We start from the raw sequence: 26,277 nt of genomic DNA on the forward strand, positions 1-26,277 counted from the left end.
AAATTTAGCTGTGGTCATTAAGTTGATTGTAAGGTTGTCGAGATTAATCGCATTGATATTTAATGTTATTGAGCGCTTTCTAGTGTTGTTAACCATAATTTGGCATCATTTAATAATGCCGCGCTTTTGGCCGATAAAAGGGGATTGGCTATTTCAAATTGTCTGCGCTTGTGTAACTGAGCCTTCTCTATTATACCTGCTGTAATAGGATGATTTAAAAGTAGTTCATCAAAGCTGCCATCATCAATTGTTTGGCGTAACCCAAACTCTAATCGTTCAGCCAATGGTTTATTTTGCTTATTAACAAAGAAGTAAATGGGGGCGGCGTAGTGCAATAACAAATGTTGCTCTAATTCGATGTCATCCCTGCGAGACAATTCATCCCAAGGTTCATGTATTGCGCGGGGGAAATAGTCAAAGCGATTTTTGGCTAACATGGCTAATAATTTACTGGCAGAACCGGAAATTACGCTAAAACCATTTTGCTGTAAAATATCTGTATCAGGCCAGTCTGAGCCTTGGCCAATAAGAATACGTTTAAATTCCGTTAGGGAATTTATCCCACTAAAACGACTTTGTTCGCCTTTGCGTATGATACCAATACGATAACCCATTAAGCCTTTAAGTAACGGAATATAAACTGCTTGCAGCTGGTTTTCTCGTTCAATAGAGGTCATGGTCCATACAATGTCTATATGCTGGTTTGATTCAACTAATTTGATGGTACGGGCTTGTGGCATTTCGATAACCACAGGTGTCATTTTGTAAGCGCCGTACTTTGATTCACTTCTTTGTAAAGCCAGTTCAAGTAAAGCAATATAATAGGCTTGTTTAGGGTCGACAAACTGCACCGATAAGTTATATTTCACTTCAGTGATTTCTTCAATGTCGATGGCCTCAGCGTCTCCGTAAACAAAGAGCAGTAAGCCTATCGATATCATTAAATGCAATACAGTTTTAGCCATGGTGTCCTTTTCAATTTTAGTCATTTAAATCAGTATAGCAGTGTAAAAATAATGGAGCCTTTAGCGGCTCCATTATTCTATCTATTCCAATTATAATTAGCTAATTAGGTTTACTTAATAAGCCGTGGCAGCTTTCATTTTTTTGGTAAACTCTGCAAGTGTTGTCAGTAATTTAACTTCATCATGTTGATGAGTTTCAATGATTTTAACCACAGCTGAGCCTGATATAGCACCCGCAGCACCAGCTTTGATCGCTTCTTTGACCTGTGCGGGCTCAGCAATACCAAAACCCAATAGTGGCGGCGGCGCATTAAATTCAGCTAATTTTGCCAGAATAAGTTCAACCGGTGCGCCTGCTTTAGACTCAGTGCCTGTTACGCCAGCACGGGATAATAAGTAGGTATAACCTTCACCAGACTCACTCACCTGCTTTAATGTGTCGCTGTTTGCATTTGGCGGCGCTATAAATATTGGTGCAATATTATGCTGTTTAGCTGCGGCAATAAAGGGCGCAGATTCTTCCACAGGTACGTCGGCAATTAGTACTGAGTCGACGCCAGCCGCCTGTGCTTTGGCATAAAAATTGTCAATACCATTTGAAAATACTAAGTTAGCATAAAGTAATAAGCCAATGGGTAACTCTGGATAAAGCACACGAACCTTAGCGATTAATTCAAAGCAGTCGTCAGGTGTGGTGCCTGCTGCTAGCGAGCGCAAATTAGCGCCTTGAATGACCGGGCCATCAGCAAGTGGGTCTGAAAAAGGAAAACCTAACTCCAGTGCATCAGCACCACTTTCAACTAGGGTTTTAATGATATTAAGAGAAATATCTAAACCAGGGTCACCAATGGTCACAAACGGGACAAAGGCACCTTGTTTTTTTGCTTTTAACGCAGCAAAGGCTGCCTGATATCGATTACTCATTGCCGCTCTCCTGTGCTTTGGCTGCTAAAATGTCTGCTACGGTGAAAATATCCTTATCACCACGACCTGATAAGTTAACCACTAAAATGGTTTCTTTGGTGGCTTCTTTTGCTAGACGCACGGCATAGGCAAGTGCATGAGCTGATTCAAGCGCAGGAATAATACCTTCTTTGCGAGCCAATAATTGGAACATTTCTAATGCTTCATCGTCGGTGGCTGATTCATATCTAGCACGGCCAATAGCATTAAGGTGAGCATGTTGTGGACCAACAGAGGGGAAATCAAGTCCGGCAGAAACTGAGTAAGACTCTTCTATTTGACCATGACTGTCTTGCATTAGTGGGGCTTTCATACCAAAGAAAATACCGGTTTTACCGTGTTTAAGCGGGGCGCCGTGCATAGGCGTATCAATGCCTTTACCTGCTGGCTCGACACCAATAAGTTCAACTGACGGTTCATCGATAAAGTCGGCAAACATCCCAATAGCGTTTGAACCACCGCCAACACAGGCAATAACCGCATCCGGTAGGCGACCTTCTTTTTCAAGAATTTGCCTTTTGGTTTCTTCACCAATAATACGTTGGAATTCACGCACTATGGTCGGGAATGGATGAGGGCCTGCTGCAGTACCTAACAGGTAATGTGCTTTATCGTAGCTGCCAGACCAATCACGCATTGCTTCGTTACAAGCATCTTTGAGGGTTGATGAACCAGACGTCACAGGTACCACCTCAGCCCCCATTAATTTCATTCTAAATACGTTTGGTGATTGACGTTCAATGTCTTTTGCACCCATGTAAACTTTACATTTAAGGTCCAATAATGCACAGGCTAGGGCGGTTGCTACGCCGTGTTGGCCGGCACCGGTTTCAGCAATAATTTCTTTCTTACCCATACGCTTAGCCAATAATGCTTGCCCCAATACCTGGTTGGTTTTATGGGCACCGCCGTGGAGTAAATCTTCTCTTTTAAGATAGATTTTTACTAATGGGTTAGGGCTTAAATTACGGGTAAGTGTCAGCGCGGTTGGTCGACCCGCATAGTTTTTTAGCAGGTCAGTAAACTCTGCTTGAAATTCAGGGTCTTGTTGAGCTTCTACAAAGGCAGTTTCTAATTGCTTTAAAGCTGGTACTAGAATTTGAGGTACATACATACCGCCATATTCGCCGAAATAAGGGTTAAGCTTGAGCTCGTCCATAATCTTGTCCTGTTGCTAAATCGATTCTGTTTTTGAGTCAGTTGTCGATTCGAAGTTAAAATCGGATATTTGTGAATATCGCTAGTCAAACAGCGATATCCTAAATGGGTTCAATTAATCTTTACTGTGAGTCATTGATGACTGCATACAACTAGTCACTGCTAGCAATGTTAGTTGCGTCTAAGGGCGCTAAATACCTGTGCCAATAATGAATATTCCTTTTGACCAGGGTGTGATTCTACACCTGAGTTAAAGTCTAATCCGTAGAACCCTTGCTGGCTGGCTTCGTAGGCATTACTGGCATTTAAGCCACCCGCTAACATAGCTTGATCTTTATTTTCGATAGATAATTGCCAGTTAAAAGCCTGCCCCGTGCCGCCAAATTGATTATCATTTTTACTATCATACAAGTAACGGTTTGCGCCTTTTGGCGTAACACCAATGTCGCCACTGTTACTGTCAACGGCAATGGCTTTCCAAATAGCACAATTAATATTTAAACCTCTAAACTGCTCAGCTAATGCGGCTATTTCGAGTTCTGTTTCACTGCCGTGTAATTGCACCGCATGTAAAGAGAGCATTTTAGCGGATTCGACTATTTCTTTTGCGTCGGCATTAACAAATACACCTACCATATTAAGACTAATTCCCTGAACACCCATTTGATCCACTAAGGCTTTAGCTTGGGGTAAATCGACTGCGCGTGGTGATTTAGGATAAAAAATTAAGCCGCCATAAACACCGCCTAAATCGGCAGCGGCTTTAATATCTTCAATACGAGTTAAGCCACAGACCTTGTTGTTGCCAAATAATAACTGACGACACGCTAAATCAATATCTTCTTGCGCCATAATTGAGCTGCCAACCAAGTAACCGTCAACTAAAGGGTTGAGACGTTTTATCTGGTCATGCGAGTAAATGCCTGATTCACTTATCACTACCCGATCCGCCGGAATATGCGGCGCTAATTGTTCTGTAGTAGCCAAATCTGTCGATAAATCACGTAAGTTACGGTTGTTGATACCAATAATAGGCGCATTAAGATCAATCGCTCGGTGTAATTCGTCTTCATTACTGACTTCAGTCAATGTATCTAGTTGATACTTTGCAGCTTCTTCTGCCAGTAGTCGGTATTGTTCATCATCGAGCACCGAAAGCATTAACAATATTGCGTCAGCGCTCTGATGGGCAGCTAATTTGACCTGGTATACATCAACAAAAAAGTCTTTACATAAAATAGGCTGAGTAACACGGGCGCGTACTTGAGGAATATAATCCATATCACCTTGAAAAAACTCTTCATCTGTGAGGACTGAAATGCCAGCGGCATACTTGGTATAAGTATCTGCAATGGCTTCCACATCAAAAACAGGACGAATAACCCCTTTTGATGGACTGGCTTTTTTACACTCAAATATATATTGCGCATTAGGCTGTTTTAGCGCTTCAAATAAACTGCGGTCAGATATTTTGGGTTGCAATGTCGCTTCTGGAAAACGCAGCTTTAGGGCGGCAATATGGGCGACTTTGGTATCCACTATTTTAGTTAATACATTACTTTCTTTTGGGTGTTGATTAGCTTGATTCATTTGGCGTTACCCTTGAGTTTGCGCGTGCACTTGAGTTGGCTCTGTCGCTTGGCTTATAGTGGCTAATTGTGTTAGTACCTGGTGTGCTTTACCGCTAGCTAAGGTAGTTAGCGCCAGCTGAGTTCCCGCTTTAACTGAGTCAACAACACCACTGATGTAAAGGGCACAACCGGCATTAATCGCCACAGCATCACGTTGTGCAGCCTCGCCTTTACCCTGTAAAATAGCTTCGGTTATTTGGGCGTTTTCACTTGGTTCACCGCCGGTTAATAAATTGATATCCGCCCTGGTTACGCCTAATTCTTCCGGCGTTAGGGTGTAAAAGCGAATATTACCATTGTTTAGCTCTGCCACCTGAGTATCGCCGTGTAAAGCCACTTCATCTAGGCCGCTACCATGAACAACCATGGCGCGTTTTACGCCCAATGCATTGAGCACATTAACGATAGGGGCTAACAATTTAGGAGAATACACCCCAAGCAGCATAAATTCAGGCTTTGCCGGATTAATTAATGGCCCCAGAATGTTAAATATGGTGCGAGTTTTTAGCGCCTGGCGAACTGGCACTGCATGACGTACTCCCGCATGGTAATGCGGCGCGAATAAGAAACATAATCCGAGCGTGTCGATACAGTGACTTGAGGCCTCAGGTGTCATGGTCAAGCCAATACCGCAATGGGCAAGTAGATCCGATGAGCCCGACTTACTTGATACGCCGCGATTACCGTGTTTGGCCACTTTAGCGCCAGCTGCAGCTGCAACAAAAGCCGCTGTGGTTGATATATTGATGGTGTTAAATCCATCACCACCGGTGCCGACAATATCAACCACTCCAGAAATAATAGATTGATTGCTGCGAGGAAAAGCTTTAGCTGCTTGGCGTAATGCATCTGCAGCGCCGGTGATTTCATCTATGGTTTCGCCGCGCATTTTTAATGCGATTAACATTCCCGCCATAGCGACTGGGTCCATTTCACCAGCCACTATGCTGGCAAATAAACTGGCACTTTGCTGACGGGTTAACGCATTTCCTTGATACAAGCTATCAAGCAGCGTTTGCATTGATTCAGTTGGTATAGACATTATTGGCCTCCTTGAGACATCGAGGTCGTGGTTAAATACGTCAGTGTTTGGGTCAGTAATTGACTGCCAAGAGTGGTTAAAATTGATTCTGGATGAAATTGGAATCCCACTGCCTTGTGGGCATCATGTAAAATCGCCATTGGCATATCATCTGTGGTAGCAATAATATCAAGGCAATCAGGCACTCTTGTGGCCACTAAACTGTGATAACGCGCAACGGGTAAAGGCGAGGGAAGGTTGGCAAATACACCTTGACCGTTATGCACTGTCGGGCTGGCTTTACCGTGCACCACAAAAGGTGCGCGCTTTACTTTTCCGCCGTAATATTCCACCATGGCTTGGTGGCCTAAACAAATGCCTAGCATAGGCACTTTGCCCGCTACTTTACCAATCAATGCCATCATACAGCCTGCTTCGTGCGGGGCACCAGGGCCGGGTGATAACACCAATGCGGCTTGCTGGGTTTCATTCAATAGCTTTTCTGCCAAATATTCGGCGCTAACGTCGTTACGGTAAATAACCACTTCGAAACCTAGGCTTCTAAATTGATCAACCAGGTTATAGGTAAATGAATCAAAATTATCGAGTAAGTACAATTTCATTTTCTGAGTCGTGTTTTTGGTATTGTTATTTTCTGAGCCGCTTGAGGTTTTCATAGTCCGCCTCCTAATTTAATGGCTGTGATCACGGCTTGTGCTTTTTGGCGGGTTTCATCGGCTTCGGCTTGTGGGTCTGAATCAAATACTACCCCGGCGCCGGCTTGAATATGGGCAACATCATTTTTGACAAAAGCGGAACGGATCACAATACAAGTGTCCATATCGCCTAGGCCATTTAAGTAACCCACTGCACCACCATAACTGCCTCTGCGTGCTTGCTCGGCTTGGCGTACCAATTGCGATGCGCGTACTTTTGGCGCGCCGACTAAGGTGCCCATGTTCATGCAAGCTTGATAGGCGTGTAGCGCGTCTAAATCTCCCCTCAGTTGACCAGTTACGCGGCTGACCAAGTGCATCACATGGGAGTAACGGTCAACTTTCAAAAGCTCAGGGACTTTGCGGCTACCACTTAGGCTGATGCGGGCAATATCGTTGCGGGCTAAGTCAACTAACATTAGATGTTCTGATAACTCTTTTTTATCTAAACGCAGTTCCAATTCAATACGACTGTCTAGATCAAAATCAATTTCACCTTCAGGCGTTTTGCCGCGTTTTCGCGTGCCAGCAATAGGGTACACTTCGACTTGATTATTGGCCGCCTCATACTTCAATGCTGACTCAGGTGAAGCACCAAATAAGGTAAAATCTGCGCCGCGAAAATAAAACATATAAGGGCTAGGATTGGTTTTACGTAATGCACGATAAGCGCCCAGTGTATTGGGGCAAGGCAAACTAAAGCTACGTGATGGCACCACTTGGAAAATATCACCGGCAACGATGTGTTCTTTTAAATCGATAACGGTCTTTTTGTATTCTTCATCGCTAATGTTAACCGTCTCTGTAGTGTTGATAGTCACTAACGGCTTTGCTGCGGCAATGGTTTTGCATTGGGTTATCAACTGCTGACGCTGGGCGGTAAGCTGTGATGTGATTACAGCATCCAGGTTAAATTGCTGACTGATGATATCGGCTTTTTGTAGCTTGTGATCAATTAAAATAAGGGTTTCAGCGAGGTAAAATAAATAGTCAGGGCATTCGTTACTGGCATTTGTCACAGCAGGCAATGGTTCAACGGTATCAATTAAATCATAAGCAAGCACGCCGCCTAAGAATAAATCTTCAAATTGAGGCGATGTGTCGGTATGAATATGGTTAACCAGTGCCCGTAAACCATCAAGCGGAGACGTTGATTTTAACCGGGCATCTTCATCTTGCAGACTGGTGGCCTTGGTTAATTGAATAACTAAACTATTATCGGCTAACTTATTGTGACTACTAAATTGCGCTGCAAAGTATTCATCTATAGGGCAGAGTAAACTTTGGCCGTTTGTACTCAAGGCTGTAAACGTTAGCTGATAACTATCGCACCGGATCATTAATGCTGCGTGGGTTAATACGATACTTTTAAGATGGTCTTTACTCTCAATTTCAGCTGATTCCAACAACATAGTATGTGGCGCATTTTGGGTGACATGCTCATAAAGACTTAAAGGGTCTGCATGATAGGTCAATGGCTGCTTTACCGTGTTAACCTGGGCTATTTGATCATGTTTCATAGTACTGCCTTCGTTTGATTCTGAGTCGATTGAGTTATCTAAGGGGAAATGAATGACCGCTTAAATAAATACATCGCTAAATTATTATCATTATTCAGCCTCTGAGCGTGGGCCAAATAACAAGAAAGCCCACATCTCTGCGGGCTTTCTTGTAAAATTTTGTCTCTTAAAATGAGCGCAACGCTTCACACAACCCGATAATTTGGGAAGTGCCACCACCATGTAATGTTTTGAGAAGCGATAAAGTGTGTCATGCAAGTCATCTAAGTAAGTGTGTTTTAGTGCCTATAGGAAACCTTAGCTGGCGCTTAATGTCAATTGAATATTATTCATTATTTTAATAAATGACTAATAAATTCGCTTATAGATGGTTTTATTGCGGTATCTTGCTCTTATTTAGCGATTTATTTACACATACACAAAGCTTTTATTTGGAGTATCAAGTACAATATCGGCATGAATACAGAATCTATCTTGGCCGATTTACACAGCCACACAACTGCATCTGACGGCATGTTATCACCCTCAGAACTTGTTGCCCGCGCGCTTGAAAAAGGCGTGCAAATGTTGTCAATTACTGATCATGACACTATTGATGGTCTAGCGGAAGCACATTCATTTAACAGTCAACAGGCACAGCCATTAAATTTGATTGATGGTACCGAAATATCCACCCGTTGGAATAATTTTGACATCCACATTGTGGGTTTAAATATTGATAAAACCCAGCCTGCGTTACTTGAATTCTTATCATCACAACGTGAACTGCGTGAAGTTCGCGCCCAAGAGATTGGTTTACGCTTAGCCAAAGCCGGCATAGAAGGTGCCTACGAAGGCGCCAAAGCCATTGCCGGTGATGCGGCGTTAAGTCGAGGCCATTATGCAAGATGGTTGGCTGAAAACGGCTATGCTAGTGATATGCCCAGTGTTTTTAAACGCTACTTAGCCCGTGGTAAAACAGGTTATGTCCCTAATAACTGGGGTGATATGGCAAATGCGATCAACGTGATTCATCAAGCGGGTGGTGTTGCTGTATTAGCGCATCCGAGCGGTTATAAACTCTCGGCAAAGTGGCTTAAAAAACTTGTTAAAGACTTTGCTGAAGCAGGCGGCGGCGCCATGGAAGTCGTGCTTGGCCAGCAAACGATTGATGACAGAAATAACTTGCTTGCCTTATGCCACCAACACCAGTTAATGGGCTCGTTGGGCAGTGATTTTCATTTTATAAGCAACTGGATAGAATTAGGTAAAAATTTATATCAACCCCAAGGAGTGACTTGGGTTTGGCAATCAGCATCTTGGATGGAACGGTAATGAGCCAATTTTTTTATATACATGAAGAAAACCCACAAGCTAGATTAATCAATCAAGTTGTGGAAATTTTAAAGCAGGGTGGGGTTATCGTTTACCCAACCGACTCAGGTTATGCACTGGGTTGTATGATTGGCGATAAAAATGCAATGACCCGTATGGCTCGTATTCGCCAGATTGATAATGACCAAAATTTTTCATTAATGTGTCGTGATCTGTCTGAGTTAGCCAATTTTGCAAAAGTTGATAACCAGGCTTATCGCTTGCTAAAAAGCTGCACCCCTGGGCCATACACCTTCATTTTTAAAGCCAGTAAAGAAGTGCCTCGCCGTTTACAGTGTGAGAAAAAACGCACTATTGGTATTCGTGTACCGGATAACTTGATTTTACAAGCATTATTAGAAGCCTTGGGTGAACCTTTAATGTCGACCAGTTTAGTGATGCCTAATGAAGAGCATGCTGAGTCTGATCCAGAACATATTCGCGATATTCTTGAGCATCAAGTTGAAGGCATCGTATTGGGTGGTTACTTGCCTGAAAAGCAAACAACCGTAATTGACATGTCAGAAGGTGAGATTAACATTCTACGTTATGGTGCTGGCGATACGGCGGCATTTGAATAGCAATTAGCGATAGAGTAGATAATTGTTTAATCCTTATCCATTAATGCGTATAATCGCGCGTTCGCTTTTAGGGCCTGTTTTATTGGGCGAAGAAACAGTCATTACGCACTAATAATCATAACAAACGGAGCGCTATGCAGGGTCATCAACAAAGCCTTCCATTAGCCATAGTTCGCGGCAAAGCGTTAGACGTTATGCCCAGTGATTTGTTTATTCCCCCAGAAGCATTAGAGGTATTTCTAGAGTCATTTGAAGGGCCGCTAGATTTGCTTTTATACCTAATTCGCAAGCAAAAGTTGGATGTGGTTGATTTACCCATTCAGCAAATTTCTCAGCAATATTTACTTTATATTGAAGTGTTAACTGAGGCGAGAATTGAGCTAGCAGCCGATTATTTAGTGATGGCAGCAACCTTAGCTGAAATTAAATCACGTTTGTTGTTGCCTAAAATGGTGACAGAAAATGATGAGGAAGAAGACCCTAGAGTTGTACTTATTCGTCAGTTGAAAGCCTATGAAGTGATTAAGCAGGCTGCATACGATTTAGATGAATTACCTCGACTAGAGCGGGATGTATTTCAAGTTAGTGCTGCCAAAGCACCCAACATCAAGCCTATTATTGTACCACCCGATGTGACCTTGTTAGAATTAGCACGTGCATTTGGTGAGGTACTAAAACGCATTGACGCGAGCGAAGATCACCATGTAAAGCGCGAGCAACTTTCCACCCGAGAGCGAATGAGCCAAATTTTAGCTAAGCTATCCAGTAACGAATACCTGCATTTTGAGCAGTTATTTGATTTTGAAGAAGGCCGTGCCGGTGTGGTGGTAAGTTTTTTAGCGTTAATGGAATTGATTAAAGAGTTATTAGTGGATGTGGTGCAGAACGAGCCTTTTGCCACCATTTATATTAAAGCCAAGTGACGTTAAATAAGTGTAAACCATGATGCAAATAAACCCGACTCAATTGAAGCAATTAATCGAAGCCAGTTTATTTGTATTAGCCAAGCCGATGACCATTAAAGCGTTGAAAGAAACCGTACTGGCTGATTTCAACGTGTCACGGGTGAAAATTAAAGCCGCTGTAGATGAATTACAGCAAGAATACCAAGAACGCGGTGTTCAATTAGTGCAAGTTGCTGGTGGATATCGTTTTCAAACTCAAGAAATACTCAGCCCTTTTTTACAGCCACTCTGGCAAGAAAAAGCGCCAAAGTATTCTCGTGCAACCATGGAAACCTTAGCCGTGATTGCCTATCGACAACCCGTTACCCGGGGCGATATTGAACAAATAAGAGGTGTGGCGATCAGCAGTCACATCATTAAAAGTTTAGCTGATAGACATTGGATAAAAGTGGTCGGACATAAAGAGGTGCCGGGTAGACCTGCACTGTATGCAACCACCATCAATTTTTTATCTTATTTTGGCTTAAAAAAGTTAGCTGATTTACCTGAGCTAAATGATATTGAGTCACTTCAAGCGATGTTTGAAAAAGCCCAACAGGCACCACAAAATGTGGAACAAACCTCGCAAGAACAAGTCTCGTAAGAGCAAACTAAAGAGTAATACTAATGAGCGAAAAGTTGCAGAAAGTCTTGGCCCGTGCAGGCCATGGCTCCCGTCGTGAGATGGAGGCATGGATTGCTGCAGGCCGAGTTAGTATTGATGGTGAAATTGCAAATCTTGGTGACCGTGTTGAGGCTAGTGCCAAAATACGTATCGATGGACGCGCGATTGCATTAAAGTCAGTAGACGAAGTTATTTGTCGTGTGTTGGCGTACCACAAACCTGAAGGTGAAATTTGTTCGCGCAAAGACCCTGAAGGCCGCCCAACGGTTTTTGAACGTTTACCTAACATGCGTGACTCACGCTGGGTTGCCGTTGGACGTTTAGATATTAACACCTCAGGTTTATTGTTATTTACTTCAGATGGCGAGTTAGCTAACCGCTTAATGCATCCATCGAACGAAGTTGAGCGTGAATATGCCGTGCGTACCTTTGGTGAAGTACCAGAGGCTGCTGTGCAGCGTTTACGTACCGGTGTGACACTAGAAGATGGCCCAGCCATGTTCGATAGCGTTAAACCTGCCGGTGGTGAAGGCATAAACCAGTGGTGGCATGTGACATTACGTGAAGGTCGTAACCGTGAGGTGCGTCGTTTATGGGAATCACAAGAAATACAAGTAAGCCGCCTGATCCGTATTCGCTATGGCATGATTGAATTACCTAAATCACTGCCGCGTGGCGGGTGGTTAGAACTTTCATTAGACCAAGTGAACTATTTGCGTCAGCTGGCTAGCTTAGACGTTGAAACCCGTTCACTAATCGGACACGATAAACACAGTGTTTCACGCTCGAAAGTGAAAAGTGCCAAAATTCGTCGTGCTGTACGTAAGACTAAAGTGGTCGGCGGTAAAACTAAGCCGACTCGTCAACGTAGCTAATTAGTTAATTTAGTTGGTATCAAAAGAAGGTCGCATTAGCGGCCTTTTTTTATAGTGGTAGGTTTTATTTTATCATCATTGCGTTGTCATGCTTAGTTCGAGTGACCGATAACACCAACGCCCTAATAAAGCATGGGTATTAGACTTGCTGTTTAATTTTTAGCGGTTAATGAATAAAAACACTTCAGTTTGTTGTTTTTTAAGTCACTTGAATCGTTTGATTAAAATTAATAGTTGCGTGATTTCAAAAAAACAGTAAAGTGTGCAGCAAGTTCAGCGGCACAACCTAAGTTGTTAAGTTGACAATAGATTCTACGAATTGAAATTCAATTCGTCACAGTTTGCCCGAGTGGTGGAATCGGTAGACACAAGGGATTTAAAATCCCTCGCTGAATAAGCGTGCCAGTTCAAGTCTGGCCTCGGGTACCATTATTAGACTCACTTTGATATTTATATCGAGATTGAGTGATGGATAAGAAAGCCTCGACACTGCGTCGGGGCTTTTTTATGTCTGCATGTTTTTAAATGAGTTTTCAATTCGTTACCGCACTAGAATGAATCCACAACTATTAGCCAGCCATTATCACAAACAAAAATGCTACCCGTTAAGATAGCATTTTGTGAGTGAATCATGATGGGTCTAACTCAGTCTGTTAACATCAGTTTGATAGCTAATGACACTTACCTGAATCACAACTTGTTTTAGTGCCGCAGCCGCCAAATTTTCCCTGTGACATTGGTGCATCAAACCATTCAGGTTCAGGGAAAATCGGCCAGTCTATTTTAGTGACTCTTTTTCCATGCATATTAATATGCGCCTGATATTGATTCATCCCATCAGTGCTAAATTCAAACATAAACTTAGCTCGCCAACATAAGCCAGTTTGCCCGCCTAAACTTGGGCGAGCAGATTCCATAGCGATTGCAAGTAGCTGCACTTTTTGTTTGCCACAAGCCTGCTCAGCGAAAACGCGGCTCAGTTCAGCCATATTGCGTAACTGCCAGAAGAAAGCTGCGGTGACAATCAGTGCCGCCATTATTAAAAAATCAGACATCATAGGCTTGTTGCCTTAAATAAACCGCCAATGGCGAGGGAGAGTTGTTCGCTGCGATCTGGATTACGCAAATCTGTTAGTAAAGCATTACGCAGGCTTGGTATGGCAACAATATCAGCAAAAACTTGATTAAAAAAGCTTTGTGGCTGTTTTGCCAGCGCTTCTAAAAAGAATTTGCGGGTGGTGTCATCTTTCAATGCTAACCAATTACGCGCTGCTATTGTGATTAGCATAGTTTCATCAAGTTGATCTTGAGCATTTAATCTATGTATTGCCTGTTGACTGAGTTTTGTATTTGATGCCAACGCTTTTAAAAATAGCCCCTTATATTCTACTGGAGACTGATCAAATAATGTTACCAATACGTCAGCTAAGGGCTGTTCAATCGGCAGGTGTTCAAAGCAACTACATAATGCCGCTTGTACTTCTACAGGGGCCAGCGGCAAAATGTTAATAATATCCTGTTGGTGGTCAAATGATGACATTCTCACGCACACATCTGCTAAACCTTGCATACCAATTTGCTGCCATTGTTGTGGCGGCATTTGCCCTGCAAGATACTGCGCTGCAATTTCATATTGATTTGAGGCTTGCTCGCCCAGTTGTTTTTTGACTAAGGCATTAAAAATAGCCAATTTATGTTGATTGGGTTTAAAGCTGAATGGGTGATTAGCCAATTGTTGTTGCTGTTCATCCGTCAGGTCTTGCGTCGGATCTCGGCCTAACGCCTCTAAAATCATCTTTATAAATTGTTGTCTTGGCGCGGGGGAGAGTAATCCCTGTTCATCAAGGGCCAGTTTGATAAACCAAATGTATGGTTGTTGGCTTTGCTGCCAAAAAACTATCGCAAACTGCGCATGGCCTTGAATGGGATAAGGGTAGGGGGCAACCAATGACTCAATTTGATGAAATGCCATCATATCGATATTTTGTACTCTTCTGCCTAAATCATAAACCTGGAATTGAGTGTTAGCTGTGGCAAGAAATTGGCTAAGGGTGGTGATTTCTGTCATGGGGACTCGCTATACAAAACGTGGCAATATGTGGGTATTAATGGTGGCTAATGTTATCATATTCAACCTTTGCCATTGTATTTGAGCCATTATATATGCTTTATGAAGCGAGTCTGACTTTTTTAGTAAAATTAGAGCAGCAACTCAAGTTGTTAGGTCTATGGTCATTAACGCCTCCTTCCCCTATAGCGCTGGCAAGTACGGCTCCATTTGCATGCGATACCTTAGCATTTGAGCAATGGTTACAATTTATTTTTATTCCTAAAATGCAGCAATTAATCGACACGCAAAGCTCGTTACCTAGCCAAATGGCGATTGCGCCAATGGCGCAACAAGTGTGGCAAGCGCGACCTGACAGACAAGAGATAATTGCACTATTGGATCAATTTGACCAACTGTTAACTAATCAATATTAGCGCAGGCTGGTGACAATAAGCGACCTAATGACTATGAGCGACTCCAATTTATATGACCTTTTAATGGCTGATATTGAGCCAGAACAAGAGGGTGAACAGACGTTAAATGCTGATGAAGAGCAACAAAGCCCCCCAGAATTAGCCGTTTTATTTGAAGATGAACACATTGTCGCTATTCACAAACCCGCAGGCTTGTTAGTACATCGTAGCTACTTGGCGCGTAAAGAACGTTTTTTTGCTATGCAACTTACCCGGGATCTCGTTGGCTGCCATGTTTTTCCGGTACATCGTTTAGACCGACCCACATCTGGCGTGTTGTTATTTGCCAAAAGCAGTGAATGTGCACGTAATTTATGTGAGCAATTTGAAAATCATACCGTGACTAAACGCTATTTGGCTTTAGTGCGCGGTAATATGCATGATGGCGGTGAGCTCGACTATGCTTTAAGAGTTGAACTTGATGATGTTGCTGACAAATTTGCCGCTGCGGATAAACCCGCTCAAGATGCTGTGACCTTTTATCAGCCGCTACTTAATAGTGAAATCCCGTTTAGTTCAGGTCGTTATCCAACCAGTCGTTTCGGATTAGTCAAGCTCACACCTAAAACAGGCCGAAAGCATCAATTGCGTCGCCATATGGCCCATTTACGTCATCCTATTATTGGTGATACCACCCATGGCGATGGTAAACAAAATAAATTCGGGCGTGAGCATTTTGGCGTCAACCGTTTATGGCTTATTGCTAAAAGCTTGCAATTTACCCACCCAATAACGGGTGAGCCAATGCACATAGAGACTGAGCTAGAACAAGAGTGGTTAGATCTTTTCTGTTTACTGGGGTGGAACGATTTAGATACTGAAGCCAGTATGCTTATTTAAATTCATCAATAAAACCCACTTGCTACAAAGCAAATTTATACAGTATGTTAGTTATAATATAATTGATTTTTTAAATCATGGCACAGGAAGGATAAAGTAGTGGCAAATGTTAATCTTGTTTTTGGTACTGTTTATGGCAGTGCGCAATTTACCGCTGAAACATTAGCAAAAAAAATTACTGGGATGGGTTTTACAACCACCTTAAAGCAACCTGATGAGCTAGCAGGATTTATTCCTGCCGAATCTGATTATCTTATTGTTGTTTGCTCAACCACAGGCCAAGGTGATTTACCGGAAGATATTCAACCTTGGTTTACACAAATGAAATCTGCCGCGCCCTATTTACCTAAATTGAAATACAGCATTGTTGGTCTAGGTGATTCAAGTTACGACACCTTTTGCGGCGCAGCAAAACAGTTTGATGAGCTATTAAATGAGCTTGGCGCACAGGCATTAACCCCCAGATTGGAAATCGATGCCACCGAAACCATGGAACCTGAGTTAGATGCAGTTGAATGGCTAACAACTTGGCAAGCCGCAGCTAATGCAGACATGTTATAGGTAAATTTTCTAAACACGTCATTACCCAGCAATGGTTTAAGTTCGCACAGCGATTAAGCCAGGCTTTATTGATCCCGATTGCTATACTACCAGCCGCTGGGGTTATGCTAGGTATAACGGCTAATCCCTTACCCTTTATTCCTGAAGCCGTTAATTTAATCTTTTCTTCCGTCGGTCACCTAATCTTTACTATGATGCCACTGCTTTTTGCTGTCGCGATTGCAATTGGATTTTGTAAAGATCAGGGGCTTGCAGCTTTTTCTGCCGTTTTTGGGTTTGGTGTGTTTATCTCAACCATGGGCGCACTGAGTTCACTTTATCAATTACCCTCAAGGCCAATGTGGGGTATCGAAACCATAGATACTGGTATAGCGGGTGGCATGTTGGTCGGTGCTATAACCTATATCGCGGTTAAGATGAGTGAAAAGTTAACCTTACCAGCTATCTTCTCATTTTTTGAAGGTCGGCGAAGCGCACCCTTAATTATTTTGCCTTTAGCTATGATACTGGCAAGCGTGCTTGCTTTTATTTGGCCTCCCTTATCGTCAAATATAGAACTGCTATCTAATTGGGCAGTTTATCAAGACCCTTCGGTTGCATTTGGATTATATGGTTTTGTTGAGCGTTTACTGATCCCATTAGGACTACACCACATATGGAATGCGCCATTTTACTTAGAGTTTGGTCATTTTTGGCATGATGGACAACTGGTACGTGGTGAGGTCGGTCGATATTTAGCTGGTGATCCCATGGCGGGTAATCTTGCTGGAGGCTATTTAATTAAAATGTGGGGCTTACCTGCTGCGGCATTCGCCATATGGCGTTGTGCGGACAAAACTGAACGAAATCGAGTGGCGGGTATTATGTTATCTTCAGGTATGGCAAGTTGGCTGACCGGTGTTACCGAGCCCATTGAGTTTGCTTTTATGTTTGTCGCCCCTTTGCTTTTTTTGGTACATGCGGTGTTAACGGGTATGGCCTACAGTATTTGTATACTGCTCGATGTTCACCACAGCATTGTATTTTCCCATGGATTAGTGGACTTTAGTTTATTGTTTCCCCAATCGAGTAATAGTTTCTGGTTTATGATATTAGGTCCATTAACGGCCGTTGTTTATTACAGTTTGTTTCGTATTAGTATTATTGGCTTTAACTTGAAAACCCCAGGAAGGCTGACTCCTACAAGCGCTTTACCCCAACAAAAAGAAAGTTTAAGGGGGATGGTGGCAGGTTTAGGCGGGCGAGATAATATTATTGAGCTGTCAGCATGTCTAACGCGATTAAGAGTTAGCGTAATTGATTCAGCTTTAATTGATAAAGCACGTTTAGTTCGCTTGGGAGCAAAAGGGGTCGTGGTGGTTGGTAAAGGCGTGCAAGTGGTCTATGGCACAAAAGCAGAAACCCTGAGAAAGCTTTTACAAAAATACATAGACTCCCGTCGATAAGCTTCATTTTTGATAATAATGCATCACTTTTTATGCTTAATGTTTAGTTTAGACTTTTTTTAGTGAAAATTTATTCAATTTCAGTATAAAAGTTACCAAATCATGGCAGTTTAATGGCAGACTCGAGTAAAGAATTTTTAGTAGAGACTTAGCTATGGCATTATCAGAAACGACTGCGAGCGACCACATCGCGCAATCGACAGTAACCAGAAAAATCCTCATTATTGACTGTGCAGACGCTCAAGGGCTAATTGCAAAAATAACCGGCGTGTGTTTTGCCCATCATCTGAATGTGATTAAAAATACTGAGTTTGTTGATCATGCTCAAGGGCGATTTTTTATGCGCACAGTATTAGATGGCAAGATTAATGATGCTGAATTTATCAGTGCATTAAAAGCCGTATTACCCGCTAAAAACCATTTAAAACTAGTCGATGCGGGTAAAAAACGAATCGTGGTAATGGTAACAAAAGAGGCACATTGTTTAGGTGATTTATTAATGAAGTCATACTACGGTGGTTTAGATGTAGAAATTGCAGCCGTAGTAGGGAATTATGATGTGTTGCAAAATTTAACTGAAAAATTTGATATTCCTTTTCATTATGTAAGTCATGAAGGGTTAAATCGCGAAGAACATGAGCAGGCGATGCTGGAGAAAATTAAGCCCTACGAAGCGGATTATCTTGTCTTAGCTAAATATATGCGGGTATTAACACCTGAATTTGTGACACAATTTCCAGACAGAATTATTAATATTCACCATTCATTTTTACCCGCATTTATAGGTGCTTCACCTTATAAACAAGCTTGGGACCGAGGGGTGAAAATTATTGGTGCGACAGCCCATTTTGTTAATAACTGTTTAGATGAAGGGCCTATTATTAAGCAAGATGTTATTTCTGTTGATCACAGCTACAGTGCAGAAGAGCTCGCTCATCAAGGTAGAGATGTGGAGAAAAGTGTACTCAGTAAAGCTCTGCAATTAGTCCTGAACGAACAAGTGGTCGTTTATGGTAATAAGACAGTCGTATTTTAACAGTTAATATTTTACTCAAACATCAAGCCTACAATAAAATGTAGGCTTTTTTATAGGGCTAAATAACTGTTTTGTTATAAATTATTAGCCAAAAATAATTTATAGGCTAAGATAAGTAGAGGGTATAAATAGACAAGGATTGTACAGAATGCGTCAAAAGAACGACTTTTTTTTGAAACACGCTGAGCTACCCAAAGGGCTCGAATTGTCATGGGCTATGTTCAATCATCGCTTAGAGATAGTAAAATTAAGTGAAGCTTTATATTCACAAGTTAAGAAACCCATCGCCTCTATCTTAAAACAGCCCATGTCAGCCGCGTTTCCAACCCTAGAATTAACCTTGATTGATTTAACTAATCGAACCACAAAACAGCTGTTGCACTTTATTGATGAACGAGGCCATGCACAACAGGCTATTATATTGCCAATTGACGACAGTGCTGACCACTGGTGCATGGTGTTAACCCAATTAGATTTAGATGAAAAATGGCTAATGGAACTCCACCCTGATTACAATTTAGCCATTCAGTCGAGCGATGATTGGTTACAACAAATTGAGGCTGTTATTACAGCCAAATCCGATGTGGTATTCAAAACGGCACTGCAACAAGGTCTTGCACTTACCCATAGTCAAGTGGGCTATTTACACATTTATGATGAAAAACATAATAAAATTGTTCGCACAGCGTGGACCGATAAAGTGAAGCAGTTTTTTGCCATTCCAAATAATCAGCATTATCTCGCAGATTCAGGACTTTGGGCTGAAACGATTAAAACCAAGCAAGCGACAATTGATAATGAGCCCCAAGATAATTCAGTCAGAATGCAAAAAGATGGCTATTTTGCATTCAAGAATCACCTCTGTGTGCCTATTCGATATCGTAAAAAAGTGGTTGGTATTATTGGTGTGGGTAATAGGGACAAATCTTATACTCATGTAGATGCTAAGTCGCTCAGTATTTACGCCACTATTCTTTGGCACTGTGTCGAGTTGCCTCGCACTATTAATGCAATGTCTAAGCAGTCAGTCATTATCAAAGACCAAAAAGAAAAAATGACTCACATTCTAGTGCAGCTTGTTGGTGCGATTTCAGAAGCCTTAGAGCTAAAAGATGCTTATACCGCAGGCCATCAAAAATCAGTCGCGCAGCTAAGTTATTTAATGGGTGAAAAAATGGGCTTACCTGCTGATCAACTAGAGGGATTAAAGTTAGGGGCATTAATTCATGATATTGGAAAGCTTGCCATACCAAGTCAAATTCTCGCTAAACCTTCCAGATTGACGGCAATTGAGTATGAGCTAGTTAAGCAGCATCCTGTGCAAGGAGCGTTAATTGTTGATGAAGTCGAATTCCCCTGGCCCATTAAACAGATGATTTTACAACACCATGAGCGCCTAGATGGTTCAGGTTATCCTTATGGCTTAAAAGAGAAAGATATTATTCTTGAAGCCAAAATTATCGCTGTTGCGGATGTTGCTGACTCTATTTTAAGCCATCGACCTTATCGACCGTCTATGGGAATGGCAGCGTTAAATGATGTATTAATGGAAGGCCGAGGCAAGATATTTGATGCCCATGTGGTTGATGCTTGTTTAGATATTCTGGCTATTCACGATCTTAAAACAGCCGATTATGTTGGCAGTTTATCATTGGATCCAGCGGTTATCATTGAGGAGTATCATACACTTGAGCATACACAAAACATGTTAAATAAGGCGAAAATGAATGTCGCTGTGGTTTTGTCAGAAAAAAGTCGTTCACCCATAGGTGTTATCGATAAAAAGACGTTAGCTTTTTGGCATAGCCCCTTTTTAGATACTGCAGCAGAACGATTGGTTGACCGTAGTTTGCTCAATAAACGTGCTCACCAGGTAATGGAGCATAAAATTAATATTATTGCTGCTAACACGATTTTAAAAGACGCCAAAATTTTAATGGAAAAAAACAATACTGATTATCTAGTGGTACAAAATATTGATAATCAGGTTATCGGCATTGTGACATGGAAAATTTTAGCCAATGCATTGATGAATGAGCTGGATGAAGAGCGTTCTATGCAAAGTTAAATGTTCAGAAACAGATGAATTTGATTTTAAGGAATTAAAAAAGGCTCCTAAGAGCCTTTGTTGTCAACTAGAATAGAACATGCTAGTTGATGTTCTAAATTAATCAACAATACGTAATAACTCGTTAATACCGACTTTTCCACGGGTTTTAGCATCTACTTTTTTGACAATAATTGCGGCGTATAGGCTGTAAGTTCCGCACTTTGACGGTAGGGTACCAGAAACGACTACAGAGCCTGCAGGCACTCGACCATAATGCACTTCACCGGTCTCGCGATCAAAAATACGTGTGCTTTGACCAATATAAACACCCATTGAAATTACACTGCCTTCTTCAACAATAACACCTTCAACGATTTCACTGCGGGCACCAATAAAGCAGTTATCTTCAATAATAGTTGGTCCTGCTTGTAATGGCTCTAATACACCACCAATGCCAACACCACCTGATAAATGAACATTTTTACCAATTTGTGCACATGAGCCAACTGTTGCCCAGGTGTCAACCATAGTACCTTCATCAACATAGGCACCCAAGTTAACGTATGATGGCATTAATACGGTATTTTTACCGATAAATGAGCCTTTACGGACCGTTGCTGGCGGGACAACGCGGATAGCTTCAGCTTTAAAACGTGCTTCATCATAGTCAGCAAACTTTTGTGGCACTTTATCAAAATATTTAGTGTCACCACCTTCGATAACACCGTTATCAAAAATACGGAATGATAATAATACTGCTTTTTTTAACCACTGATGAACATGCCATTCGCCATCGATTTTTTCAGCCACACGTGCTTGACCTTTATCAAGCATGTTTATCACTGTCTCTACGTCAGCACGTACACTTGGCTCTACCGTGCTAGGGGTGATAGTTTGACGTGCTTCAAATGCCGCCTCTATTCGTTGGCGTAATGCCTCCATGGAACTCTCCCAATATCATATTAGTTAACTAGATTGATTCAACGCTACATGTAGCGCATAAGATAAATGTTGTTGTTGCGCTTCATTTAGCGCCTGGCCATCTTGTGTTTGTAAGATGAAAAAATCTTCAGCCCGTTCGCCAATGGTGGTGATCTTGGCTGCTAATAAAGTCACTTCACAGCGGTAAAGAATATCACCCACTTTTGCTAATAACCCTGGCGAATCAAGCGCTATTAGTTCCATCATACTGGTATCTTGACGAATACTCGGTAAGAAACTGACCTGCGTAGGCACATTAAAGGGCTTCATTATTCGCGCAAGTTTTCTAAATTTAGGTAATTTAGGGTTTTCATTTGCAAGGGCTTTTTCAAGCGCCTTTCTGATACTCTGTATGCGTGACAGCTGTAAAATAGGCTCGCCATCTTGTTCTAAAATAACGAAAGTGTCTAGTGCAAAATTATCAAATGACGTCATGATATTTGCATCATGTACGTTGATGTTTTTATTGTCCAAAACAGTCATTACGGTGGCGAATAGTTTGGGCCTATCTTTGCTGTAAACAAATAATTCAGTGCCACCACGGGTGGTGTGTTTTGACATTAATACCAAGGGTTCATCTTGGTTATGTTTAATAATCGCTTCGGTATGCCATGCGACTTGATTAGGTTGGTGACGTAAAAAATACTCAGGCTTAAATCGACTCCATAATGCCTGCATATCTTTATCTTTTAGGCCACGACGAAACAGTTCTTTTTGCGCTTTAGCCTGAACTTCGTCAACTCTAGCTTGTTCATCTACTGGCTTTTCTTTACCTCTTGCCAGCACCCGTTGGGTCGAGAAGTATAAATCTCGCAGCAAAGAGCCTTTCCAATTATTCCAGGTTTTTTCATTGGTCGCGCAAATGTCAGCGACAGTTAAACAATACAAATAACTTAAGTGCGCGGCATCGTGCACTTTATCGGCAAAGGCTGCCACTACATCGGGGTCTGAAATATCCCGTCTTTGAGCGGTTATAGACATCACTAAATGATTTTCCACAAGCCAGGCAACTAAACGGCCGTCATGATCATTTAAGCCGTGCAGTTTACAAAAATCGAGCGCATCTTGGGCTCCGAGTTTACTGTGATCGCCGCCGCGGCCTTTCGCTATGTCATGAAAAATAGCACCTAATACGAGTAAGCCTTTTTTGGGCAACTGGTTAATCAGTACCGCGCCAAGTGGAAACTCATCTTTTTGCTCGGCTTGTGAGAAGCGCTCAATGTTCAGTAATAATCTATGGGTATGTTCATCTACAGTGTAGGCATGGAATAGGTCAAACTGCATTTGTCCTTCAATGCTTCTCCAAGCGGGAAGATATGATGATAAAATACCGTGTTTATGCATCATCGAAAACGCAATAATACCGCGAGGGTGTTTTAATATTTCCATAAACACTTTACGACAAGCGGCATTATCTTGCAGTGGACCCGTTAAGCTGCGGCGAGCTTTTCTCAATAAGCGTAAGGTTGGGGCATAAATGTTTTCAATATTAGAGTTTCTAATTGAATGCAAAAATAAACGCAAAATTTCTTCTGGATATTGGTTAAATAATTCATCGTTCAATACTTCAATGTAATGACCTCGGCGTTGGTAATTATCATTAACTTTTTGAATTTCAAGCGCTTTAATATGCCCCAGCGTTGCTCGTTTGAATAGTTGCAACAGCATTTGATTCAACTCCATTATTCGCCTTACTGTGCGATAATAGCGTTTCATCATTTGTTCTACAGCTAGCTGAGTCGCATCTTGATAACCCAACAGGCTGGCGACTTGTCGTTGCAAGTCGAATAATAAGCGGTTTTCATTACGATTAGCACTAATGTGCAAAGCAAAGCGAATTTCCCATAAATAATTTTGGCACTCTATAAGCTCTTCCAGCTCTGATGGCTCAAGAAAATCGTGCTCAACTAACTCGGTTAAGTTGGCCGCATCAAAATGTCGCATAGCCACCCAGGCGATGGTTTGAATATCTCGAAGCCCGCCTGGGCAAGTCTTAATATTAGGTTCGAGGTCAAAGGCACTCGCTCTTGAATGACGAAGAGTTTGCTCTTCTTTTTTTGCATTATAAAAATCAGCTGAAGGCCAAAAGTCATCCTGGCGAATGCGTTGATATAACACATCTAATAATTGCGTGTTACCGCACAAAAAGCGCGCTTCAATTAAGTTGGTGGCGATGGTAATGTCAGCTTTGCCTTGCTCAATGGTGTGCGCAACAGTTCTGACACTGTGACCAATTTCAAGCCCTGCATCCCAAAGGTAGGTGATGAGTTCGCTGAGTTTAGCCTGGGTGTTTTGACATATTTCATCCTGTTCAACTAAAAACAATAAATCGACATCAGAATAGGGCAGTAGCTCGCCCCGTCCATACCCACCTACTGCAATTAATGTCATCGAATATTGGTCTAATTGACAATCAACCCAAGCATTTTGGAGCAAGTTATCTATAAATGCGCTGCGTTGGCTAACAATGTCTGCGATAGGATGTTTCGCTTTATATTGCTCAACTAAGCGCTGGTTAAGTTCAAGTAAAGTATTTTTAGCTGCCAGCGCGGTATTCATTGATATCCTTGACTGATTAAGAGTTAAAAGTTAATGATTCTCGGAAAATCTTCTTCGTCGCGTAAGGTAAGCACTTCAACACCGGTTTCGGTGACGAGTAGCGTATGCTCCCATTGAGCCGAATTTTTACCATCTGAGGTAGTCACAGTCCAGTTGTCATTTTTATCTAATATCGATGTGTGACGACCAGCGTTAATCATAGGTTCAATAGTGAAACACATACCGGGTTTAATCACGGTTTTGTCATTATTTTTATAATGGACAACTTGCGGCTCTTCGTGGAAGCCTGAACCAATACCATGACCACAATAATCTTGCACGATAGAATACTTATCAAGTCCTGATTTGCTTGCCTTGATGAATTTTTCGATGGTTGTACCAATTTCACCTAATTTTGCACCTGGACGCACTTGACGGATTGCAAGGTAGAGACTTTCTTGTGCAATACGGCACAAGCGTTTGTCTTTAGGGCTCACTTCGCCAATTAAAAACATTTTTGAGGTATCGCCATGATAACCGTCTTTTATCACTGTAATATCAATGTTTAATATATCACCGTTTTTTAATACGTAATCAGAAGGGATGCCGTGACAAATAGTATTATTGACTGAAGTGCAAATCGACTTAGGAAAACCATGATAATTAAGCGGCGCTGAAATAGCACCTTGCTCTTCAGTATATTGAGCACAAATTGCATTTAACTGATCAGTTGTCGCGCCCACAACAACGTGTGGCACGATCATTTCCAGAACTTGGGCTGCGAGTTTACCCGCTGCGCGCATTTTTTCAATTTCGTCGGCATTCTTAATCACAATACTCATGAATCTTCTCTTGGTTTTTAACGTTCAAAAAAGGCACGTTTTTAGTCATCAATTACACGCAAAAATTTGTATTTGATAGCTGTTTATGGTATAAAGCGCGCCGTTATGTGTAAGTTCTTGTTTGCTGTTTGTGGAACTTTATAGAAAAAGTCTCTACTTTTGAGTAGCTGAAATTTTCTATTTTCAACAAACTGTCAAAATTTGCGGCTATTATACATGGCAATTAACTTAAATACTAAATCACACACGTATCGGCACATTTTTCGGGGTGCTCTTAAAGCCATAATAGGTTGCTAAGGGTCGAGAAATGGGATGCGTGGAGGTCTAACCCCTTTATTACATTAAGGTAAATAAAATGACTACAGTTACAATGCGCGAAATGCTTCAGGCTGGTGTTCACTTCGGTCACCAAACACGTTACTGGAACCCAAAGATGAAGCCTTTCATCTTCGGTGCTCGCAACGGTGTACACATCATCAACCTTGAGCACACTGTACCAATGTTCAATGAAGCTTTAGCTTTCATTAGCAATGTTGCTTCTAAAAAAGGTAAAGTTTTATTCGTAGGTACTAAGCGCGCTGCTGGCGAAGCTATCAAAGAATCTGCAATTTCTTGTGACCAGTATTATGTTGATCACCGCTGGTTAGGCGGCATGTTAACAAACTGGAAAACTGTTCGTCAGTCAATCAAGCGTCTTAAAGAGCTAGAAAGCCAGTCTGTAGACGGTACTTTCGACAAGCTAACTAAGAAAGAAGCGTTAATGCGCTCACGCGAGTTAGACAAGTTAGAAAAATCTTTAGGCGGAATCAAAAACATGGGCGGCTTACCTGACGTATTATTCGTTATCGGTGCTGACCATGAGCATATCGCTATTAAAGAAGCAAACAACCTAGGTATCCCAGTTGTTGCAGTTGTTGATACTAACTCTGCTCCAGATGGCGTTAACTATATCGTTCCTGGTAACGATGATGCGATGCGTGCAATTCGTTTGTACACTTCATCTGTTGCTGCAGCCGCTAACTCAGGCCGTGGTCAAGATATCGCTGTTCAAGCTGAACAAGACGGTTTCGTAGAAGCTGTTTAATAAGGCGAGATGGTTAACCATCCCC

General features: G+C 41.9%; 24 protein-coding genes and 1 tRNA gene. 13 read left to right on the top strand and 12 right to left on the bottom strand.

The features are described 5' to 3' along the window. Nucleotides 1-65: 65 nt before the first annotated feature. The 7 genes from ACRWQN_RS08865 to ACRWQN_RS08895 form a co-directional block, all read right to left on the bottom strand. Nucleotides 66-965, bottom strand: coding sequence for a substrate-binding periplasmic protein (locus ACRWQN_RS08865; RefSeq protein WP_434940497.1), 900 nt, complete (start codon nucleotides 963-965; stop codon nucleotides 66-68). A gap of 114 nt (nucleotides 966-1,079) precedes the next feature. Beyond that, on the bottom strand, nucleotides 1,080-1,889 hold the full coding sequence (gene trpA / locus ACRWQN_RS08870; protein ID WP_434930030.1) for a tryptophan synthase subunit alpha: 810 nt from the start codon (nucleotides 1,887-1,889) through the stop codon (nucleotides 1,080-1,082). Next, nucleotides 1,882-3,087: a tryptophan synthase subunit beta gene (gene trpB, locus ACRWQN_RS08875; protein WP_434930029.1), complete on the bottom strand. Its 1,206-nt coding sequence runs from the start codon at nucleotides 3,085-3,087 to the stop codon at nucleotides 1,882-1,884. The genes trpA and trpB overlap by 8 nt, the downstream gene beginning before the upstream one ends. A gap of 170 nt (nucleotides 3,088-3,257) precedes the next feature. Next, nucleotides 3,258-4,676, bottom strand: coding sequence for a bifunctional indole-3-glycerol-phosphate synthase TrpC/phosphoribosylanthranilate isomerase TrpF (gene trpCF / locus ACRWQN_RS08880; RefSeq protein ID WP_434940498.1), 1,419 nt, complete (start codon nucleotides 4,674-4,676; stop codon nucleotides 3,258-3,260). A 6-nt stretch (nucleotides 4,677-4,682) separates the two neighbouring features. After that, nucleotides 4,683-5,759, bottom strand: coding sequence for an anthranilate phosphoribosyltransferase (trpD, locus tag ACRWQN_RS08885; RefSeq protein ID WP_434940499.1), 1,077 nt, complete (start codon nucleotides 5,757-5,759; stop codon nucleotides 4,683-4,685). Further along, complete coding sequence (locus ACRWQN_RS08890; RefSeq protein WP_434940624.1) at nucleotides 5,759-6,361, bottom strand: aminodeoxychorismate/anthranilate synthase component II; 603 nt, start codon at nucleotides 6,359-6,361, stop codon at nucleotides 5,759-5,761. The genes trpD and ACRWQN_RS08890 overlap by 1 nt, the downstream gene beginning before the upstream one ends. 50 nt (nucleotides 6,362-6,411) lie before the next feature. Then, nucleotides 6,412-7,974, bottom strand: a complete 1,563-nt coding sequence (locus ACRWQN_RS08895; RefSeq protein WP_434940500.1) for an anthranilate synthase component 1 — start codon at nucleotides 7,972-7,974, stop codon at nucleotides 6,412-6,414. A gap of 456 nt (nucleotides 7,975-8,430) precedes the next feature. Here ACRWQN_RS08895 and rnm point away from each other — a divergent pair, with 456 nt between their 5' ends. The 6 genes from rnm to ACRWQN_RS08925 all read left to right on the top strand — a co-directional run bounded on the left by rnm (nucleotide 8,431) and on the right by ACRWQN_RS08925 (nucleotide 12,781). Continuing rightward, nucleotides 8,431-9,288, top strand: a complete 858-nt coding sequence (gene rnm, locus ACRWQN_RS08900) for an RNase RNM (RefSeq protein WP_434940501.1) — start codon at nucleotides 8,431-8,433, stop codon at nucleotides 9,286-9,288. Continuing rightward, nucleotides 9,288-9,908, top strand: a complete 621-nt coding sequence (locus tag ACRWQN_RS08905; protein ID WP_226410316.1) for an L-threonylcarbamoyladenylate synthase — start codon at nucleotides 9,288-9,290, stop codon at nucleotides 9,906-9,908. Before rnm ends, ACRWQN_RS08905 begins: the two co-directional genes overlap by 1 nt. Nucleotides 9,909-10,042: 134 nt before the next feature. Next, nucleotides 10,043-10,831 carry a segregation and condensation protein A gene (locus ACRWQN_RS08910; protein ID WP_226410315.1) on the top strand — a complete coding sequence of 263 codons (789 nt, stop codon included), beginning with the start codon at nucleotides 10,043-10,045 and terminating at the stop codon, nucleotides 10,829-10,831. Nucleotides 10,832-10,853: 22 nt separating this feature from the next. After that, nucleotides 10,854-11,456 carry an SMC-Scp complex subunit ScpB gene (gene scpB, locus ACRWQN_RS08915; protein ID WP_434928996.1) on the top strand — a complete coding sequence of 201 codons (603 nt, stop codon included), beginning with the start codon at nucleotides 10,854-10,856 and terminating at the stop codon, nucleotides 11,454-11,456. 23 nt (nucleotides 11,457-11,479) lie between these two features. Then, nucleotides 11,480-12,352 carry a 23S rRNA pseudouridine(2605) synthase RluB gene (gene rluB, locus ACRWQN_RS08920; protein ID WP_434940502.1) on the top strand — a complete coding sequence of 291 codons (873 nt, stop codon included), beginning with the start codon at nucleotides 11,480-11,482 and terminating at the stop codon, nucleotides 12,350-12,352. 343 nt (nucleotides 12,353-12,695) lie between these two features. Then, nucleotides 12,696-12,781: transfer RNA gene (locus ACRWQN_RS08925), tRNA-Leu, on the top strand. 242 nt (nucleotides 12,782-13,023) lie between these two features. On the opposite strand, the gene ACRWQN_RS08930 is transcribed toward ACRWQN_RS08925, so the two are convergent. Beyond that, nucleotides 13,024-13,410: a DUF3301 domain-containing protein gene (locus ACRWQN_RS08930; RefSeq protein WP_226410313.1), complete on the bottom strand. Its 387-nt coding sequence runs from the start codon at nucleotides 13,408-13,410 to the stop codon at nucleotides 13,024-13,026. Further along, the gene (locus tag ACRWQN_RS08935; protein WP_434940503.1) at nucleotides 13,407-14,420 is read right to left on the bottom strand and encodes a DUF3549 family protein; all 1,014 of its coding nucleotides are present in this window, start codon (nucleotides 14,418-14,420) and stop codon (nucleotides 13,407-13,409) included. Before ACRWQN_RS08935 ends, ACRWQN_RS08930 begins: the two co-directional genes overlap by 4 nt. 95 nt (nucleotides 14,421-14,515) lie before the next feature. Here ACRWQN_RS08935 and ACRWQN_RS08940 point away from each other — a divergent pair, with 95 nt between their 5' ends. The 6 genes from ACRWQN_RS08940 to ACRWQN_RS08965 all read left to right on the top strand — a co-directional run bounded on the left by ACRWQN_RS08940 (nucleotide 14,516) and on the right by ACRWQN_RS08965 (nucleotide 20,825). Further along, entirely contained in the window at nucleotides 14,516-14,836 is a 321-nt protein-coding gene (locus ACRWQN_RS08940; protein ID WP_434940625.1) for a YqcC family protein, read from the top strand. A gap of 63 nt (nucleotides 14,837-14,899) precedes the next feature. Beyond that, nucleotides 14,900-15,715 (top strand): tRNA pseudouridine(65) synthase TruC, encoded by an 816-nt coding sequence (gene truC, locus ACRWQN_RS08945; protein ID WP_434940504.1) that lies wholly within the window; start codon nucleotides 14,900-14,902, stop codon nucleotides 15,713-15,715. Between the two features lie 99 nt (nucleotides 15,716-15,814). Beyond that, nucleotides 15,815-16,276 (top strand): flavodoxin, encoded by a 462-nt coding sequence (locus ACRWQN_RS08950; RefSeq protein ID WP_434940505.1) that lies wholly within the window; start codon nucleotides 15,815-15,817, stop codon nucleotides 16,274-16,276. Further along, nucleotides 16,273-17,721, top strand: a complete 1,449-nt coding sequence (locus tag ACRWQN_RS08955) for a PTS transporter subunit EIIC (protein ID WP_434940626.1) — start codon at nucleotides 16,273-16,275, stop codon at nucleotides 17,719-17,721. The genes ACRWQN_RS08950 and ACRWQN_RS08955 overlap by 4 nt, the downstream gene beginning before the upstream one ends. A 154-nt stretch (nucleotides 17,722-17,875) precedes the next feature. Continuing rightward, nucleotides 17,876-18,757, top strand: coding sequence for a formyltetrahydrofolate deformylase (purU, locus tag ACRWQN_RS08960; protein WP_434940506.1), 882 nt, complete (start codon nucleotides 17,876-17,878; stop codon nucleotides 18,755-18,757). 148 nt (nucleotides 18,758-18,905) lie between these two features. Continuing rightward, on the top strand, nucleotides 18,906-20,825 hold the full coding sequence (locus ACRWQN_RS08965; protein ID WP_434940507.1) for an HD domain-containing phosphohydrolase: 1,920 nt from the start codon (nucleotides 18,906-18,908) through the stop codon (nucleotides 20,823-20,825). A 99-nt stretch (nucleotides 20,826-20,924) separates the two neighbouring features. Here ACRWQN_RS08965 and dapD read toward each other — a convergent pair whose 3' ends face one another. Genes dapD through map form a run of 3 tightly spaced genes read right to left on the bottom strand, consistent with a single transcriptional unit; the run spans nucleotide 20,925 to nucleotide 25,168 of the window. Further along, entirely contained in the window at nucleotides 20,925-21,749 is an 825-nt protein-coding gene (dapD, locus tag ACRWQN_RS08970) for a 2,3,4,5-tetrahydropyridine-2,6-dicarboxylate N-succinyltransferase (protein WP_235085501.1), read from the bottom strand. A 24-nt stretch (nucleotides 21,750-21,773) separates the two neighbouring features. Beyond that, on the bottom strand, nucleotides 21,774-24,347 hold the full coding sequence (gene glnD / locus ACRWQN_RS08975) for a bifunctional uridylyltransferase/uridylyl-removing protein GlnD (protein ID WP_434940508.1): 2,574 nt from the start codon (nucleotides 24,345-24,347) through the stop codon (nucleotides 21,774-21,776). 23 nt (nucleotides 24,348-24,370) lie between these two features. Then, nucleotides 24,371-25,168, bottom strand: a complete 798-nt coding sequence (map, locus tag ACRWQN_RS08980) for a type I methionyl aminopeptidase (protein ID WP_434925822.1) — start codon at nucleotides 25,166-25,168, stop codon at nucleotides 24,371-24,373. A gap of 355 nt (nucleotides 25,169-25,523) precedes the next feature. Between map and rpsB the strand changes: the two genes are divergently transcribed. Then, nucleotides 25,524-26,252, top strand: a complete 729-nt coding sequence (gene rpsB / locus ACRWQN_RS08985) for a 30S ribosomal protein S2 (protein WP_226410305.1) — start codon at nucleotides 25,524-25,526, stop codon at nucleotides 26,250-26,252. Nucleotides 26,253-26,277 lie beyond the last annotated feature (25 nt).

It is taken from the genome of Shewanella sp. HL-SH8 (assembly GCF_051165765.1).
In the GTDB taxonomy this organism is placed as follows: Bacteria; Pseudomonadota; Gammaproteobacteria; order Enterobacterales; family Shewanellaceae; genus Shewanella; species Shewanella glacialimarina.